Genomic DNA, 17,495 nt, shown 5'->3' with positions numbered 1-17,495 from the left:
TTATAAGATGTATTATGAGATAGCTAACGATTTTTAAAGAGTTCTATTATGATAATGGATCGACGAAAAAGGTTTTATTGAAAATCTCTATGTTCACTCTTTTGTAATTCTTCTGTAGAGAAACTCCTAAAATAATCTAAAGTTAATTTCATTCCCTCTGACCTACTTATTTTTGGTTGCCAATCCAAAATTTCTTTTGCTTTACCAATATCTGGTTGTCGTTGCAACGGATCATCAATTGGTAATGGTTTATAAATTACTTTTTGGTGTGTCTCGGTAAGTTTTACAATTTCTTCAGCAAAATCTTTGATTTTAATCTCATCAGGATTACCTATATTTATGGGATATACATACTCACTAAAAAGTAACCTATAAATTCCTTCTACCAAATCATCTACATAACAAAAGGATCGAGTTTGTAATCCATTGCCAAATATAGTTAAGTCTTCACCTCTTAATGCTTGTCCGATAAATGCTGGTACTACTCGACCATCATTTAATCTCATTCTTGGGCCATACGTGTTAAAGATACGTGCAATTCTTGTCTCTAAACCGTGATAGGTGTGATATGCCATTGTAATTGACTCCTGAAAACGTTTTGCTTCATCGTATACACCCCTAGGTCCAATAGCGTTTACATTACCATAATAATCTTCACTTTGTGGATGCACTAAAGGATCACCATAAACTTCGCTAGTTGATGCAATAAGAATTCTAGCATTTTTTTCTTTTGCAAGACCTAAAAGATTATGCGTACCCAAAGACCCTACTTTTAATGTTTGAATAGGAATCTTAAGGTAATCTATAGGACTAGCAGGAGATGCAAAATGTAATATATAATCTAATGTACCAGGAACATGAACAAATTTGGTCACATCATGATGATAGAACTCAAAATGCTTTAGTTTAAACAGGTGTTCAATATTTTTTAGCGTACCTGTGATTAGGTTATCCATACCAATCACATGAAAACCTTCTTTAATAAACCGATCACAGAGATGAGATCCCAAAAAACCAGCTGCTCCTGTAATTAAAACTTTTTGCATAGTTATAATTTAATATCTTTCCTCCCTATAGAGAAATAGGAAATCTCTTCTTTTTCCATATCGACAATGTCATAAAGATTTCTTCCATCAAAAATCAAAGGTCTTTTTAGTCCTTCTTTTATTTTATCAAAATCCGGAGTTCTAAAAATACTCCATTCTGTACAAATGATTAGTGCATCTGCGTTCTGAACCGCTTCATACATAGTAGTGACCATATCAATCTTATCTCCATATTTATGAGCTACATTTTTCATTGCCTCTGGATCAAATGCCTTAATCTGTACTCCTTCTTTCAGCAATTCGTCAATCAGATATAATGCAGGTGCTTCTCTAATATCATCTGTCTCTGGCTTAAAAGCTAAGCCCCATATTGCAAATGTCTTGTTAGACAAATCATTATCAAAATATGTGTTGATCTTTGGTAATAATGCAATTTTCTGACTATCATTTACTCTAATTACTGCATCCAGAATTTTAAAATCATATTGCGAATTTTTACCTGATTTATGAAGTGCTTTTACATCTTTAGGAAAGCAAGAACCTCCGTATCCTATACCTGGAAATAAAAAACGCTTTCCAATTCTAGAGTCTGTTCCTATTCCTATTCGTACTTTATCGATATCTGCACCAACCTTTTCGCAATAATTTGCGATTTCATTCATAAATGTAATCTTGGTTGCCAGAAAAGAATTTGCTGCATATTTAGTAAGTTCTGCAGATTTTTCATCCATCACAATTATAGGGTTACCAGATCGTACAAAAGGCTTATATAATTTTTTCATAAGCTCTATTGCCCTATCAGAGCTTGACCCCACAACAATTCGTTCAGGTTTTAAAAAATCATCTACTGCAAAGCCTTCTCTTAGAAACTCAGGGTTTGAAACTACATCAAAATCGCATGTTGTATACTTTGCAATAGTATCTCGAACTTTTTCTGCTGTCCCAACCGGAACAGTACTCTTATCTACTATTACCTTATACTCATTAAGCAACCGACCTATATCTTCTGCAACACCAATAACATATGATAAATCTGCAGAGCCATCTTCTTCTTCTGGAGTGGGTAATGCTAAAAAGATAACCTCACCATGTTCTAAGCCTTCTTCGAGAGAAGTCGTAAACTTTAGTCTTCCTGCTTTTATATTTCTATCAAATAATATATCAAGATGTGGCTCATATATTGGAACAACTCCGTTATTTAATTTTTGAACTTTATTCTTATCTATGTCGATACACACAACTTCATTTCCCGTCTCCGCAAGGCAGGTTCCCGTAACCAATCCAACATATCCAGAACCTATTACTGCTATCTTCATTTATTGTCTTTATCCTTTTTTGTTTTGGGTTTCAAATTTTCTTTCATAGCTTTTACTTTTCTTCTAAACAGAATCTTTTGCTTCAATGAAGTAAAATTATAATTAAATCTGAAAAAAATAAAGCTCAAAATTATTATGCTAACTAACAACGTTATGAATAACCATAAATTCTTAGTCGTACTACCTAAAACAATAAATAATACTACAAAAATTATATTAAATCCACCTATTAAATAACTAGCTTGTTTATGAGATAAACCCCAATAATCTATAAGAACATGATGGGTATGATTGCGATCAGGTGAAAATGGACTTTTCTTATTTGCAATTCTAATAGCAAAAACCCTGGCTGTATCAAAAAGTGGAACAATAAGAATACTTATTGCAATCAATGGAATATTTTCCAAAAAGAATGGTAATTCTGCAGAAGAAGATGGTTTTAGAGCTAAAAATTTTAACGTCATAATACTAATCACAAATCCGACAATTAATGATCCGGTATCTCCCATAAATATTTTTTTTGTCGATGACACATTATACCCAAAAAATGCAAGTAAGCAGGCATTTAAGCTAATTGTTATCAAAGCATAAAAATATTCCTTAGTTAAATAAAAGATAGTTGTGTAAATAATTAAAATAACTATTCCTACAATTGAGGCTAAACCATCTATCCCATCTATAAGATTATATGAGTTTATTATTGTTACCATAATAAATACTCCAATAAGAAAATAAATATAATATGGTATTTCTTCTATGTTAAAAAAGCCGTTTAAAGAATGTATTGTAAAACCACTATTAGCAACAACAAAAGAGACTGCAGCAAGTTGAGCAATTAATTTAGAACCCGGTGATAAAACAACCAAATCATCCTTTAGCCCGATAATAAATAAAATCGTAAGCCCAGGAATGATATGTATTATTTCATTATTAGTATCCCAACTATTAATAAAAAACAAACTTATTATTAACGTATAGTAGAAGGCTATTCCTCCTAAACTTGGTGTTTGGGTTTTATGAGAACTCCTTTCATTAGGAGCATCCATCAACCTCTTATAAGAAACAACTCCAATGATTTTAGGTATTGTTAAATATGTCACTAAAAATGATCCTATAAAAATTAATATTGCTGTTTCTAGAAAATTCAACTCAATGATAGATTTTGAAAATATGGTAAAAGTAGAGAAAGTTTTTAGATTAAAATTTAATTCTTAATAAACATCAGCATTTTTTTCTATCAGGTCTTTGGTGAATTTTTGAAGATTTTCTTCTCTTACAAATCTCATTCATTACATTTATTTTAAAACAACAACATCTTTCTCCTCCCAGTTTATATCATCAGAATACGTTTTCAAATCAACAAATTTATAATCATTAATCCACTTTCTAAGTTTAGGTTCGCAATCTTTTAATCCATAATACGATTTAAATTTTCTAATATAATTTAGCTCCTCAATCATCGGCTGATTATAATCAAAATCTCTAGGGTGAAAATATGTCATTACATAATCCGCTCTATCCGTCATTTTTTTTACTAACCAATATGGCATAAGTCTAAAATATCCTCCTCCTGAAAAAATCATTTTTTTACCTAAAATATTAGATACATTTATTGGAAATTCCTTTAAAGAAACTCCATCATATTTAATGATACAAGGTTCTTTTGAAGAAAAATGGGGTACACCTCCATGTGCTCGATTTGCAGGAAAAATAGAGCAATCATTTTTAATTCCTTCTTCATGCAAAATTTCAAATGCCCATAAGTTTTTTGAAGTAATTGAAAAACCAGGTGCTCTATACGATTCAATTTTTTTTCCTGTTATACTTTGTAATAAATCTATTGATTTTTTAAGATCTTCTCTAAACTCATTTTTATTCATTTCATATGCCAATTGGTGCATATGAGAGTGAGTTCCTATCTCATATCCTAAATCATCAATTTGCTTTATAATTGAAGGGTATTTCTTCGCAATCCAACCTAAACAAAAAAATGTTGCCTTTAAATTATTATCTGATAGTATTTTAAGAATACGATCCATGTTCTCATGAATTCTATTTTCAAAATTCCCCCATTCTTTCTGTGTTTTAGTTGATTTATTATCTAAAACATGAAACCATTCTTCAATATCAAAAGTTAATATAATACTCATTTAAAAGAATTTTTTATTATTCTTATAAAACTCACTTACATCTTTTCTAGTGGGGAAAGAAAAATAAGTTTTGCCCTTCTCGCTATTTTCTATTAATTGATAATTATTTGACTCTATTTTCTCAATTGACTCAATTATTGCATCCATTCCTATTTTCTTCGAGATTGTAATAAGCTCACTCTGAGTCATATTCTTTGTAATAGGAATTCTTTTTTGAGTAATTATTGGACCACTATCTATTCCTTCATCAACGAAAAAAACTGAAACTCCTGTTTCCTTTTCATTATTTTTCAGTACCCAAAAAGAAGGCATTAATCCTCTATATTTTGGTAACAATGCAGTGTGTAAATTTAAGCATCCTTTAGGTGCCAAATTAATTAATTCGCTTTTAAATATTTGATTACCCGCAATCGAAATCAACAAATCTGGGTTAAGTACATTTATTTTTTCTAAAGATTCTTCATGATTTATCCCTTTATCTAAGGTAACAATAGGGATTTTATGTTTCTTTAAAACCTTATAAACATCTTTTTTCGGATTAAACTTGTTCAGCACAAATTTTAAACTGTAATAAGTAAAAAAACGAATCCCAAAAATATGTAACGTCTTTTTTGCTTTTTTTAAAAACGATTCTTTTTTCCCAAATGGAGAGACATCAAATATAACAGTAGATACAATTTCACTATTCTTGGGTAAACTGTTAACTAAATAATCAATATTTTCTGCTAAATAAAATGGATCAGATTGCGTTAATATTATTATTCTCATCATCTTAGTTTTTCTATTCTATTTAATAGTTTTAATGCTAATCTTTTTCTGTCATAATCTAAAGATAACATCTCACAACCTTGTTTATATTTTGATATTATATCATTTTTGTTAGAAATAAGCACATTAAGTTGTTTTAAAAAACTTTCGGTACTATCTGGTTCATAAAATAAACCACAATTATATTTTTCTATTAATTTTCTAGCCTCTCCGTCCACTCCAAGTAAAATAGGAATATTCATTGCAGATAGCTCAAATATTTTTGAAGGAATTACTGAAAAATATAACTCGGCTTTTTTAAGTGGTACCAAAGAAATATCTAATAACGACAGATATTTTGGCATTTCTTCTTTTTTTATCTGATCAACGAAAATAACATTCTGAATATTAAGATCTTCAGTCTTTTTTCTGATTTTTTCTTTTTCTGCTCCTTCACCAACAAACAAAAAACACGTGTCTTGTTTCGTCTTAGGGGTAGTTTTATTAAATTCAAAAATTCCATCTATTATAAAAGATAAATTTTGACTCAATCCATGAGTGCCTATATAACCAATAACAAATTTATCATGCAAGTTATACTTTTTAAGTAATTCTTTATCTTTCTTAAGGGGTTTAAATTTATTTTTATCTACTCCGTTTTTAATTATTTCAAATTTACTTTTACTAATACCTCTATTTACTATCGTATTTACATAAGAATTTGTAACTGTAACAATTAGATTTGCTCTTTTATAACATTTAAGTTCTTCCCATTCTAGATATTTTATAAAAGCATTTCTCTTTAAATTGGTAGAAGCTAAAATTTGTTCAGGCCATAAATCTCTAATCTCTAAAACAAACTTTTTTCTTTTGAAAAATGATAATGCTCTTCCACTCATGGCTGTAAAAAATTGTGGTGAAGTTGCTATTATTATATCTGTTTTCTGAAATAACCCTACCATAAATGAAGTTATTGAAAAACTTATAAAATCTACTATTCGTAATATGAACCCTTTATTCGGAGCCATAAAAGACCATACTCTTATTACCTTAATTCCATCTATCTCTTCAGTTTGATAAAGTTTATTTTTATATCCATCGTACGTTTTTCCAAAAGGAAAATTAGGAGCACATGTAATTACAGTAACATCAATTCCTTCTTTTACCCATTCTCTACAATGCTCATAAGTTCTGGTTGCAGGAGCGTTAACCTCTGGAGGAAAATTATCAGTTAGGAAAAGTAACTTCATTATATTTTATATGCTTATGGTGGTTGACAAAGTGGTTTTAAAATACACTTTTATTTTTTTTGCTGTTTCTCTTTTATTAAACCCCAAAGCATACTCGTAGTTTTCTTCTTCAATTTTGAGCAATTCTTTGTCAAATTTTATATCAATATTTTCCTTTGGTAAATATACTTGGGTGTTTGAAATCTCTAATTCCTTTATATCTGGATGAAAATGAAAAAAAGCAATCTGTTCTTTGTTAATTTCTTTAGAAACTATATCGTTTATTAAGATTTTATAATCATTAGACAAAAATCTTCTAGTGTGGGTAATTCCAAAATTTTTATAACCGTTATGAGTAGCTTCAAGCATATTTTCCTTTTCTTTTAGATTAACAATTCTTGCTCTTTTTGCTACTCTAAATCCATCCCAAACTTGTGTCTGATCCTGATTTCCAATTTTTACTGTATTATGGTATTTTGTTCCTCGTTCTTTTAATCTTCTATCATTTTTCTCATAAGTAGAAATTCCTGGATCAACTAGTATTGGTTTGTTTTTTACATATAATTCAAAACTAAAAGTGTCTGAGTGCGCGTGACCCGGCTGATAATCTGGTCCTATATTACCAACATCTACAAACAACTCATAGTTATTGTTCCTAAACATTCGATAGCCAGAATCCATAAGATTACCTTTATTCCAATGAAGATTAAGTCTTTTAGCATATTCAAATAGTTGCCCAGAAGTAGGCGAAATATCATATGTGCTATCATTCACCATTGGTATATTTCCATTTTGATATGTTACCTCTTCTAACCATGAAGTCATTTGAATTGCCTTTTTTTTCAGAAAAAGTAACAAGTTATCTTCTTTCCAAAAGTTGTTCTGAACAAGATGAATACAATCTAACAAACGATGTAATAAAATTTGATGATACATCGGTGAGAGTTCAAAATGCGCTCCGTCATCCAAAATTTGTTCGGTAAGCTCTTGTTTCAAAATTTGTTTTGATTTTTTATATAAAATTTCATCTTTGAAATAATATGCTCCAAATAATAATGAATATCCATTTTCGAGTAAATGATTTCCAAGTAAATGATATTCTAAATTATGAATTAATGTTTCATAATGATTGTATAAGGTTTGATCGATTTGTGTGTCAGAAATCTTATTTTTTGATAAAAATTTAATCCAATTAATACCTCTTAAAGAAATTGGATATGGTTCTTTTCCATCTTTTAAATCAACATCATTTTTTAAAAAATCTTTAATTAAGTATAAACCTTCATTTACAGTAATTTGTTCTTGATTTAGAAAATCAAAATAATTTAAATTATATGTCCAAAGTTTTCCAAATCCTGAATAGTTCCAATCTATCTTACCAGAAAACTGATGTGTTAGGTTGAGAAAAGTAAAGTTATTTTTAGTTTCATAACTATTTGGATAGAAAAACGTGTCATCCCAAAGTAAACTTCGAATTTCTTTATGTAGTTTTTTGGTATAGTTCTTTTTAAAAAATCTATTGCATATTAAATAATATGCCTGGTAATATAGTTGCTTAAATCGAAGGTGTTTTACTGTCTGAGCAAATAATATTACTTTTTGTTTACCTTGTTTTAGTGATCCCAAACTAATAAATATATGTTTCTCTGCTTTAAGATTGATATTAATAAAAATTAGAAAAGTATTGTCTATTACTATGCTTACCTACTTTTCCATTTTTGATATTACAATTGCTTTAAGGGAATTTAATTTAAGGAAATTCACTGTTCTTTCATAGATAATACCAAAAATATAAGTAATAAAAAATATTCTTAAATACTCAGGACGTCCTGAGAAACATTTGGTAGAGGTCAATTTAAGCTTACTTGCTTTTGCAAATTTCTTATATGCTTTTTTGGTATTTGCTCTATAAAATGTTGGGAAAGTATCGTCATACGCTCTCCCTCTCATTTTATTATAAAACTTATGAAAAGATGTTGGTGTACAACGTGCTATTGTTGGCATATAATGGTATTTGTTTGGTGTTTTTGACAAAAAAACACCTTTATCCTTAAGCACTCTATATATCTCATTGTAGAACGGTGTAGGGTTTTCTACATGTTCTAATACATTATCACAAAAAATCAAATCAAAATAATTATCTTCAAAAAAAGGCATAGAATCTGCTAAACCCAAATACCCTTTGTCAATTATCGGGTTTTCAAATATTCCTTCATCAGGATCAATCCCATAAATTTTTTCGCACAAGCCTTTAAAATTCATTTCTAAAATCCTTCCTCTTCCTGCTCCTACATCTAGAACTATGTAACTAGGTTTTATAGCATCCAAAATCTCTTTTCTAAAAATTTTATCGTCCCACCTATCTTCTGTTTTTGCATAAAAAGTAGAATCCAAAAACTTCACTAATTTTTTGTTCATATTTTAACCCAGTTATTTGTTTTTAAAGATTCGATTGCTGCGAATGAAGCTTTTGTTGTGTTTATAATCTCGTGAAAAGGAATAATTGCGTTTCCACCATTATATTGTTGCTCAAGAAGTTCATTAAACTGATTATAATGGCCTTTATCTTGTTTTGAAGAAGTATTTTTACCTCCTTTAAAACCAAAGGCTTTTAGTTTTCTCCAATTATCCATTATTAAAGTGCGCTCTTGAGAATACACTTCAACACGTTCTTTGGAATAGGATTTACTTCCATTTGCAAAGTAGTTGATTACTGCATTAGTTCCATTTTCATATTTCAAAAGAATACTGGCATTATCTGTATTTTCTTCTGGATTCGAGCCCATTGCATTCATACATACTGCAGTTATTTTACTACCTGCAAAATAAGTACATAAATCGATATAATGACATGCCTCGCCAATGATTCTTCCGCCACCAACTTCCATATCATGTACCCAAACGTCGGCGGGAATAAAACCAGCATTCATTGTAGCAACAATATTAATTGGTGTATTATCGTTTCCTAAAAGCTTCTTCATCTTTTTTGCTAAAGGTGCAAAACGTCTATTAAATCCAACAGAAACATTTACATTTTGAACATTGTATTCTGTTATGATTTCTTCAAGCTCTATACTTGTAAGTGCTAATGGTTTTTCTACAAAAACACTTTTTTTAGATTTAAGAGCTTCTAAGACCATTGGAGCATGCATGTGATGTTGTGTTGTAATAAACACTAAATCTACGTCATTATCTTCTAGTATTTCTTTGTAGTTTGATGTTGAATTAGCAATGCTAAAACGTTTTGCCATTATGGTTGACGATAACCCTCCAGAACTCGCTATATATTTCATATTAGCTTTCAGTTTTTTCAGGTTAGGAAGTATTACTGCACTTGTAAAGTTTCCTGCTCCAACAATACCTATCACCCCTTTTTTACCTTCAAATAATTTCTCGGTAATTGAAATATTAGATGTAGGCTCCTCTGTGTTATCATACTCAAGAATAGAAGCAATAGACTTCGAATTTTTCATATCTCCATAAATGGTTTGATAATTTTTGAGAGATATTCGTTCTGTAATCAATGGTTTAACATCCAGAGTTCCTTTAGAGATCGAGTTTAATATAGCTTCAAAATTTCTTTTCTCGGTCCATCGTACATAGCCAATTGGGTAATCATTTCCTTTTTGCTCATATTCTTCATCATATCTTCCTGGTCCATACGAACAGGATACCTGAAAAGAAATTTCTTTTTCATAAAAGTCGGCTCTACTTATATCCAATCCAATAACTCCAACAAGTACTACTCTACCTCGTTTTCTACACATGTTGGCAGATTGCGAAATAATTTCATTACTTTTATTTGATGCTGTAATGATCACTCCGTCTGCACCAATACCATTGGTATATGATTCTATAAATTTTACCTGATCTGTACCTTCACTAGGATTTATTGCTATGACTCCTTTTTCTTTGGCAATTTTTACTTTTTCAGGATCAAAATCAAAACCAATTACATTACACCCATTTGCTAAAAGCAACTCTGCGGTCACCAAACCTATCAATCCTAAACCAACAACTACAATTGTTTCTCCAAAAGTTGGGTTTAATAACCTGATACCTTGCAAACCAATAGATCCAATTACTGTAAAAACTGCTTCCTCGTCGGTTACATTATCAGGAATCTTAGCTACTAAGTTTTTAGGAACATTTACATATTCTGCATGATTTCCATTAGAGGCCACTCTATCGCCAACTTTAAACTCTGTAACTCCTCTACCTACAGCAACAACCTCACCTACATTACAATATCCTAAAGGTAGTGGTTGGTTAAGTTTATTAAAAACAGCATCCATAGTTGGTTTTAGACCATCTGTCTTTACTTTATCCAAGACCATTTTTACCTTATCGGGTTGTTGACGCGCTTTCTGGATAAAATTAGCTTTGCCAAATTCTACCAACATTCTTTCTGTTCCTAGCGAAACTAATGACTTGGTAGTTTTTATAAGCACATGCCCTGATTTTACCATTGGCACTGGTACTTCTTCTAATATAGTTTCTCCGTTCTTAAGGTCTTGTATGATTTGTTTCATCTTTATTTTCTAGTCTTTTTAAAGATTTTGGCGAAATTAATGTTTAATCAAATAAACTAGCCCGTTTCGGGCTATAATTTATTAAATAACTTAGATGTTTGTTGTCTTTAACTCTATTTGAAAAAGAGGATATAACGATTTAAGTTATACCTTTACTTTATTTATTTTTAAGACTACAATGTTAATAGTATTAAAATTTACTCCTTGTAAAAATACTCTTCTGTAATCTCACCAACACCAGATTCATAATACGTAAGCTTTGTTGGAAACTTCAGACTATCAAATTCATAATTATATTCATAAGTCAAAATTTCACCGTTTTCAGTGTCAGCTGGTAAATGTTTTATTGTTTTTATATACATATCCCCTTTTCTTTTCATTGGGATAATGTTTTTAAAATCATTGATAAGAAAGTAATTATTGAAGTTTTCTCCTAAATAGTGAAATTCATAAAAAAAAGGTCTTCTATATTCCTCATCATAATAGGTGTACTCTATACTGTTTCCTCCACTATATTTTATTTTTTGAAGATTTAAATTAGTATCATAAAATACGAGATCTTCTCTAAGATAGTTTGGAAATCCTACTAATCTTTTCTCTATTTTATAAATTAATCCTTTGTCGTTCATATAATATTTATTAATATATTTTAACCTATTAGTGTAATTGCTTCCTGAATTAAAAGGATCTCTGTAAGTTTCCCATATCGAATCTAAACCTATTTTTTTATTATCGTCATAAGAAACTTTATGGTGATATTTACTGCTAGTTTCATTTACTCTAGAATAATAATGTATCCAATATTCAATCAACCTTCCTAATCCGTCATAAGACAAAACATCACTATTATATTGCTTATAGCCAACAAATAATCTATTTTCATTATAAACAAATTCTTTTGGTTTATATTTATATCTATCATTGGTTATACACGTTGTATCGCTAAACGGTAAATTATTATAATAATACAACTGCCTGCATATTGCAAAACGAGGTTCGATAGTATCTACATGTTCTCTACGCAATTTAACAATAGAACTATAATTAATAGGAGGTTGCTCAGTTTCTATTTCTTCGGGTGGTTTATTATTTGATACTTCCACCTTATCATCGTCATTGTTACAACTAATACATAGTAAAATTGCGAAGAGTAGCTTTATTGTTTTCATTATTTCTATGTGGTTAATATTATGAATATATTATCACAGGTTTATGTGCAATCATGATAAAATGTTACTTCAATAGTATAGTTTTATGTTATTTATTTTAATAATTCTTTAATTTCAGAACGATTAGGATAATTTATGAGTACTGCTTTATATTTACCCTTAAAAACAAATATACTCCCTGCAGCTACACCAATAATTTTATATTTTTTGATAATTTCTTTGATATGAGTCAGTTCTCCTGCTCCACCTAATACTGTCATAGGGATATTAATGGCAGATCTAATTAAATCTATCAATTTTACATCGTATCCTTTCATCATCCCATCATTGTCAATAGAATTAATTACGATTTCACCTACTCCTAATTTTTCAAATTGTAATGCTAATTCTTTTGGGTCTTTTCCTGTTGCTTTGGTGCCATTATGGGTAAAAACTTGATATTTCCCAAAAAGGCCTTTCTTCTTGACATCTAAAACTACTATTACACTTTGTACTCCAACTGCTTTTGCTATATCAATAACCAGATCTGGGTTATTTATCACAGCAGAACTTAACGCTACCTTTTCTGCACCCAAATGAATAATTTGTTTGGCATGTTCTACCGTTTTTACTCCTCCTCCATAACAAAGTGGCATTCTGGATTCATTAGCCAAATTTTGAATCATTTGAAAATCAGGTTCTCGCCCTTCCTTGGTTGCATCAATATCTAAAACAATTAATTCGTCTACCTCTTTTTCATTAAAAATCTTTACAGCATTTATAGGGTCTCCAACATACTTAGAATCTTTAAATTGAACTGTTTTTACCAATCCTTTATTTCTAACCAATAAACATGGAATTATTCGTGATCTTAACATAGTTTACAAGTTAGCAAAGTTTTTAAACAACTGAATTCCATTACTATGGCTTTTTTCTGGGTGAAATTGCATCCCAAAAACGTTATCATGATTAACGGCCGAAGAGAATTCACCCCCATATTGAGTACTAGCAAGTCTATCTTCTGTTGAATTACAAGAAAAATAATAGGTATGTAAAAAATAAAAGCCGTGATCAAAGTCTATATTCTCAAAAATTTCATTTTCTCTAACTGGTTCTATACTATTCCAACCAAGATGTGGTAAATATGGTTTTTCTGTAAATTTATTACTATCAAATTTTTTAACTACTCCATCAATATAACCTAATCCATCTAATTGTCCTTCCTCACTTTTTTTTGCTAAAATTTGCATACCAACACAAATTCCTATTACAGGAATTTTCTCTACTAAAACCATGCGATCTAACTCTTTTTTAAATCCAGATTTGATTAATTGATCCATTGTTTCATCAAAAGCTCCAACACCAGGTAAGATTAGTTTAGTAGCACCTTGTAATTCTTGAGGTGTATTAGCTACAAGACATTCTATGTTTAATTGCTTATAGATATTTAATATGGCTTGAATATTTCCTGAACCATAATTAACTATTTTAATCATCTTTTACCTCCTCTTTCTAATCCTATTAGACGCATTATCTTTGCTCCAATATTATAAATGCTTTCTTGCGATTTATAATCTTTATACGTTTTATTAGGAGCATCCATATAGCCTTGCAGCTCTTCTACTGATATCCCTAATTTATTAGCTATAAATTCAAAATCTTGTTTTATTGTTTCGGGATTATAAGCTGGTTTCTTTAATTCTTCTAGAGCATCTTCTCTTGTCATTTGCTCTGTAAGTATTAAGCTAGAAAATTGCACTTTTCTGGTATCATAGCCAAATTTTTTGGGCAACCAGTATGCTTCATAGAATCTCGTGAAACGAGATTCAAAATGTTTTTGTGGATATTTTTGATATCCGTATTTATCAACCAAAAGCTGCATAGCTTCCTCTTTATGATAAGGAATATAATCCAATGGTCTAATTAGTTTGATTCCTTTTACATAGGGTAAATACACTTTATACCATAAGATATTAGTTACCGGATAATCTTTTAGTTTTCCGGTACCATGTTTTTTATAAATATCTCTTAATTGAATTGAATCTGATTGATAATACATCCATTCTAATGGGTTTCTTACACATTCGGTCGAATAATTACCTCCTGTAAGAATATGTTTAATCTTATGTTTTGATGCAAACTTATACATGGTTGCAAAAAAAGCATGATCTTGTGGTGTATCTATATGTGAGACTCCTGATTTAAAATAGGCTAATTGTAAATCCTTAATTTCTTCCCAATTGATTACTTCAGTATATAAATCTAACCCTAATCCATCAACTAAACGTTCTATGTTATTAACTGCTATTTGAGAATTCCATCCTGCATCCACATGAAAGACCAAAGGGCGAAGGCCATATTTTTCTTTCATCATATATAAAAGATAAGAGCTATCAATACCGCCGCTCATACCTACTAAACAATCAAAATCTTTTCCCTTGCCTTCTTTTTTAATCTTAGAAACTATTTCTTTAAGAGCATTATCTCCTCTTTCATCAGTATGCCAGTTGGGTAAAATATCCTTATAGTATGTATTACAATGATCACATACTCCATTTTCGTCAAAAACTATTTTTGAATCTGTAGTGTCCATTACACAGTTTGTGCATACAATATTTGTACTCATTTAATTTTTATTTTTAGTATTAAGTAAGTAGGTGAAATCTGCCAATCCATCATAATAAATTATTTCATAACTATTTGACCTAAGCATCTTATCAATTTTTTCAAAATCTTCTTTAGCTCTTTTAGAAGGGACGTTTAAACCATCAAATTCTACGCATATTTGGTTTGGAAAAATCTTATTATCCAACATGTTTTCTAGAACTTCTATTTCTGCTCCTTCAATATCAAGTTTCAATAGTTCGATATTATTAATTTTATATTTTTCCATTATTTCATTTAAGGTAGTAGTTTTTACCTTTATATGACCATATTCATCGCCCTGTTTATAGTCGTTTTGATAGTTAACTAATGAATGAGAGACATTTGATTTATTCACTGGCAGATAAAAATTCAACATTGTATTTTCAGTCCATAATGCCAATTCTTCAAGAATCAATTGTTCTTCATTAATCATTGACAAGTCGTAAATTTTCAGCAATTCATTATTAGTCATATCTTGAGTAGAGCCATTATCTTTTTGGCTTCTAATTCTATCAATTATTTGATCATAATGATCTATAGCTCTTGGCGTTGGATCTAACATTACTATAGTTGCATTGTACTTTTTTGCAAATTCAATATCAAAAGAAATATCCTCTCCTACACCACAACTAACAATTATTGAATTTTGAAGGTCGGGTCTTTCAACAAACACTTTTGCTCCATAATCTGTACCTAAACTAATTGTTTCATAAGTGTTGTTAAGAATGATTTTTGGTTTATGTATATTGTATTTTACCTTGCTAATAATGGCGTTAATTAAACCTTTTAAGCCTTTTTCCTTAATTTTCAGTATAATCTTTTTAAAACTCATGTTGTCTTTAATATAGTTAGTATCCTCTAATGATTCGTATAATTTGATAATAGAGAATTATTAGAAATAGTATAATAGTGGTTAAGATATTTTTCTTAAGAAAAACAAAATTCAAAAAATTATAGGATTTATGATTACTAAAAATTTTCACGAAATTTTCTTCAAGTTTCGGGTCATTTTTTAGCATATTTATCCTCATTTTAAATATGTATTTTGGATAATATTCGTATAACATTATTCTTTCTACAGATTCGTTATTACGAGCCGAAACTTTTTGCGATAAATAACTCCTATATAATTCAAAAAATTCTTTCATATATATATCACTGAAGTTTGTTCTCTGGTCAAAATCTGAATTATCTTTTTTACAGGCAATAATCTTGTCATTTATAATAGAAAAATTTGATCCTTTAAGCAACACATTGAAAATAACATGAAGATGTGCAAAATTACCCGTAAAACTACCGCTAGATTCGATATATTCAGATTTAATAACATACGAAGATAATAATCTAAATTGTAGTATTGTTTTTTCTAAAAACGATTCGAGATCGTAATGCTTTGCGGGAGAGTTAAATTTATTTTTATTTTCTGGAGGAAGCTTATCAAAACCAAAGGCTCTACAAAAAAGCAAGTCTATTTTTTCATTATCAATAGATCTCAAAATTAAGTCTATTCCGTTTTCAACAATAAAATCATCATCTCCGATAAGCATAGTATATTTTCCTATAGACCTTTTGAAACAAAGTTCAAAATTCTTCTCCCAACCAAAATTTTCAGTGTTTTTAAAATATCGTATCGGTAATCCTTGATCCAAGTATTTTTGGACAACTTCTGATGTTTGGTCAGTACTTGCATTGTCACAAATCAATATATCAATATTATCATTGAATTGATTTTGAATTCTTTTAAGGTTTTCATCTAAAAAAACACATCTATTGTATGTGGGAATAGCAATAGTTAAGCTTTTATTTATTGTTGATTGTTTAGTTTGATCCATATTTTCAATATCACAATTAAATTATTGTTTTTAAGTATTTTGTGATTCCACTTATTGGTTCTTTAAAATCAATTTTTATATCTTCATTTTTTTTGTAATCATTTTGAAATTTTTCTTTAAAGTCTAGATTTTTCGATCCAATTTTTAATAATTCACTTTTTTCAAAAAAATCGAATATTTTAATTGCTAAATCTTTAATTGCCATTCCATTTCCAAATGTAATTTCAACAATACCACTAGTTTCATTGTCTAAAAAAGTATTAATTGATGAAACAACATCATCATAGTGATGATATTCCCTAATTTGTTCTCCAGAAGACATATGAAAATCAGTTTTGTTTTTGATAGCATAAAAAATTTGTCCCAAAAACATAAACTCATTTGGATAACCTTTTCCATAAAGTGTATGTAATCTAAAATGGGTAATGCGTAAATTTTTCTTAATCAGAGACTCTATTTTGGTTGATAATTTTATTTTGCTACTAACGTAGTTGTTATTTGACGGACCTAGCTTTTCTAAAATTGTCCCTAAAGTCACAATTCTAGGATTATATTCTGTTAAAGACTCTATGATATTTACTGGTAGGTTGTAATTCATATCAAACACTTCTTGAAAAGGGGTCTTTGGATTTAAAATGGCAGCAGTAATAAATATTATACTATTATTAGAAATCCTATTTTCAAAAAATGTTTGTATAATATTTTGTGAATTCTCACCAATCCAACTTGTATAAGTATCCCGATAAACATCGCATATTTTATCTTCGCTATATATTTCTCTTATTGATTGAGATAATTTTGAAGATGCACCTATAATAAAAATAGATCTTTCCATTTTTAGATTATCAC

Annotated in this window: 16 protein-coding genes; all 16 read right to left on the bottom strand. The window is 29.5% G+C overall.

Going from position 1 to position 17,495, the window contains the following annotated elements; genetic code table 11:
• Positions 1 to 74 precede the first annotated feature (74 nt).
• On the bottom strand, positions 75 to 1,046 hold the full coding sequence (locus tag NNL09_RS07915) for a UDP-glucuronic acid decarboxylase family protein (RefSeq protein WP_035096066.1): 972 nt from the start codon (positions 1,044 to 1,046) through the stop codon (positions 75 to 77).
• Between the two features lie 2 nt (positions 1,047 to 1,048).
• On the bottom strand, positions 1,049 to 2,362 hold the full coding sequence (locus NNL09_RS07910) for a UDP-glucose/GDP-mannose dehydrogenase family protein (protein ID WP_196911017.1): 1,314 nt from the start codon (positions 2,360 to 2,362) through the stop codon (positions 1,049 to 1,051).
• Positions 2,359 to 3,510, bottom strand: coding sequence for an MraY family glycosyltransferase (locus NNL09_RS07905; protein WP_196911018.1), 1,152 nt, complete (start codon positions 3,508 to 3,510; stop codon positions 2,359 to 2,361). The genes NNL09_RS07910 and NNL09_RS07905 overlap by 4 nt, the downstream gene beginning before the upstream one ends.
• A gap of 147 nt (positions 3,511 to 3,657) precedes the next feature.
• On the bottom strand, positions 3,658 to 4,512 hold the full coding sequence (locus NNL09_RS07900) for a polysaccharide deacetylase family protein (protein ID WP_196911019.1): 855 nt from the start codon (positions 4,510 to 4,512) through the stop codon (positions 3,658 to 3,660).
• Positions 4,513 to 5,280, bottom strand: a complete 768-nt coding sequence (locus NNL09_RS07895) for a methionyl-tRNA formyltransferase (RefSeq protein ID WP_196911060.1) — start codon at positions 5,278 to 5,280, stop codon at positions 4,513 to 4,515.
• Entirely contained in the window at positions 5,280 to 6,509 is a 1,230-nt protein-coding gene (locus NNL09_RS07890; protein ID WP_196911020.1) for a glycosyltransferase family 4 protein, read from the bottom strand. The genes NNL09_RS07895 and NNL09_RS07890 overlap by 1 nt, the downstream gene beginning before the upstream one ends.
• Before the next feature lie 6 nt (positions 6,510 to 6,515).
• Entirely contained in the window at positions 6,516 to 8,114 is a 1,599-nt protein-coding gene (locus NNL09_RS07885) for an alginate lyase family protein (protein ID WP_196911021.1), read from the bottom strand.
• Between the two features lie 78 nt (positions 8,115 to 8,192).
• Complete coding sequence (locus NNL09_RS07880; RefSeq protein WP_196911022.1) at positions 8,193 to 8,906, bottom strand: class I SAM-dependent methyltransferase; 714 nt, start codon at positions 8,904 to 8,906, stop codon at positions 8,193 to 8,195.
• Entirely contained in the window at positions 8,903 to 11,020 is a 2,118-nt protein-coding gene (locus NNL09_RS07875) for a bi-domain-containing oxidoreductase (RefSeq protein ID WP_196911023.1), read from the bottom strand. The genes NNL09_RS07880 and NNL09_RS07875 overlap by 4 nt, the downstream gene beginning before the upstream one ends.
• Positions 11,021 to 11,217: 197 nt before the next feature.
• Entirely contained in the window at positions 11,218 to 12,189 is a 972-nt protein-coding gene (locus tag NNL09_RS07870; protein WP_196911024.1) for a hypothetical protein, read from the bottom strand.
• Positions 12,190 to 12,281: 92 nt separating this feature from the next.
• Positions 12,282 to 13,046: an AglZ/HisF2 family acetamidino modification protein gene (locus NNL09_RS07865; RefSeq protein ID WP_196911025.1), complete on the bottom strand. Its 765-nt coding sequence runs from the start codon at positions 13,044 to 13,046 to the stop codon at positions 12,282 to 12,284.
• 3 nt (positions 13,047 to 13,049) lie between these two features.
• Positions 13,050 to 13,664, bottom strand: a complete 615-nt coding sequence (gene hisH / locus NNL09_RS07860; RefSeq protein WP_196911026.1) for an imidazole glycerol phosphate synthase subunit HisH — start codon at positions 13,662 to 13,664, stop codon at positions 13,050 to 13,052.
• Entirely contained in the window at positions 13,661 to 14,794 is a 1,134-nt protein-coding gene (locus NNL09_RS07855) for an N-acetyl sugar amidotransferase (protein ID WP_196911027.1), read from the bottom strand. The genes hisH and NNL09_RS07855 overlap by 4 nt, the downstream gene beginning before the upstream one ends.
• The gene (locus NNL09_RS07850) at positions 14,795 to 15,646 is read right to left on the bottom strand and encodes an FkbM family methyltransferase (RefSeq protein WP_196911028.1); all 852 of its coding nucleotides are present in this window, start codon (positions 15,644 to 15,646) and stop codon (positions 14,795 to 14,797) included. It abuts the gene before it with no gap.
• 16 nt (positions 15,647 to 15,662) lie between these two features.
• Positions 15,663 to 16,646, bottom strand: coding sequence for a glycosyltransferase family 2 protein (locus NNL09_RS07845; RefSeq protein ID WP_196911029.1), 984 nt, complete (start codon positions 16,644 to 16,646; stop codon positions 15,663 to 15,665).
• 16 nt (positions 16,647 to 16,662) lie between these two features.
• Positions 16,663 to 17,481 (bottom strand): NAD-dependent epimerase/dehydratase family protein, encoded by an 819-nt coding sequence (locus NNL09_RS07840; RefSeq protein WP_196911030.1) that lies wholly within the window; start codon positions 17,479 to 17,481, stop codon positions 16,663 to 16,665.
• Positions 17,482 to 17,495 lie beyond the last annotated feature (14 nt).

The sequence above is a fragment of the Aquimarina sp. EL_43 genome (assembly GCF_943422735.1).
Classification (GTDB): domain Bacteria; phylum Bacteroidota; class Bacteroidia; order Flavobacteriales; family Flavobacteriaceae; genus Aquimarina; species Aquimarina megaterium.
Note: the sequence above shows the minus strand (reverse complement) of the source record. Positions and strands in the feature narration are given on the sequence as shown.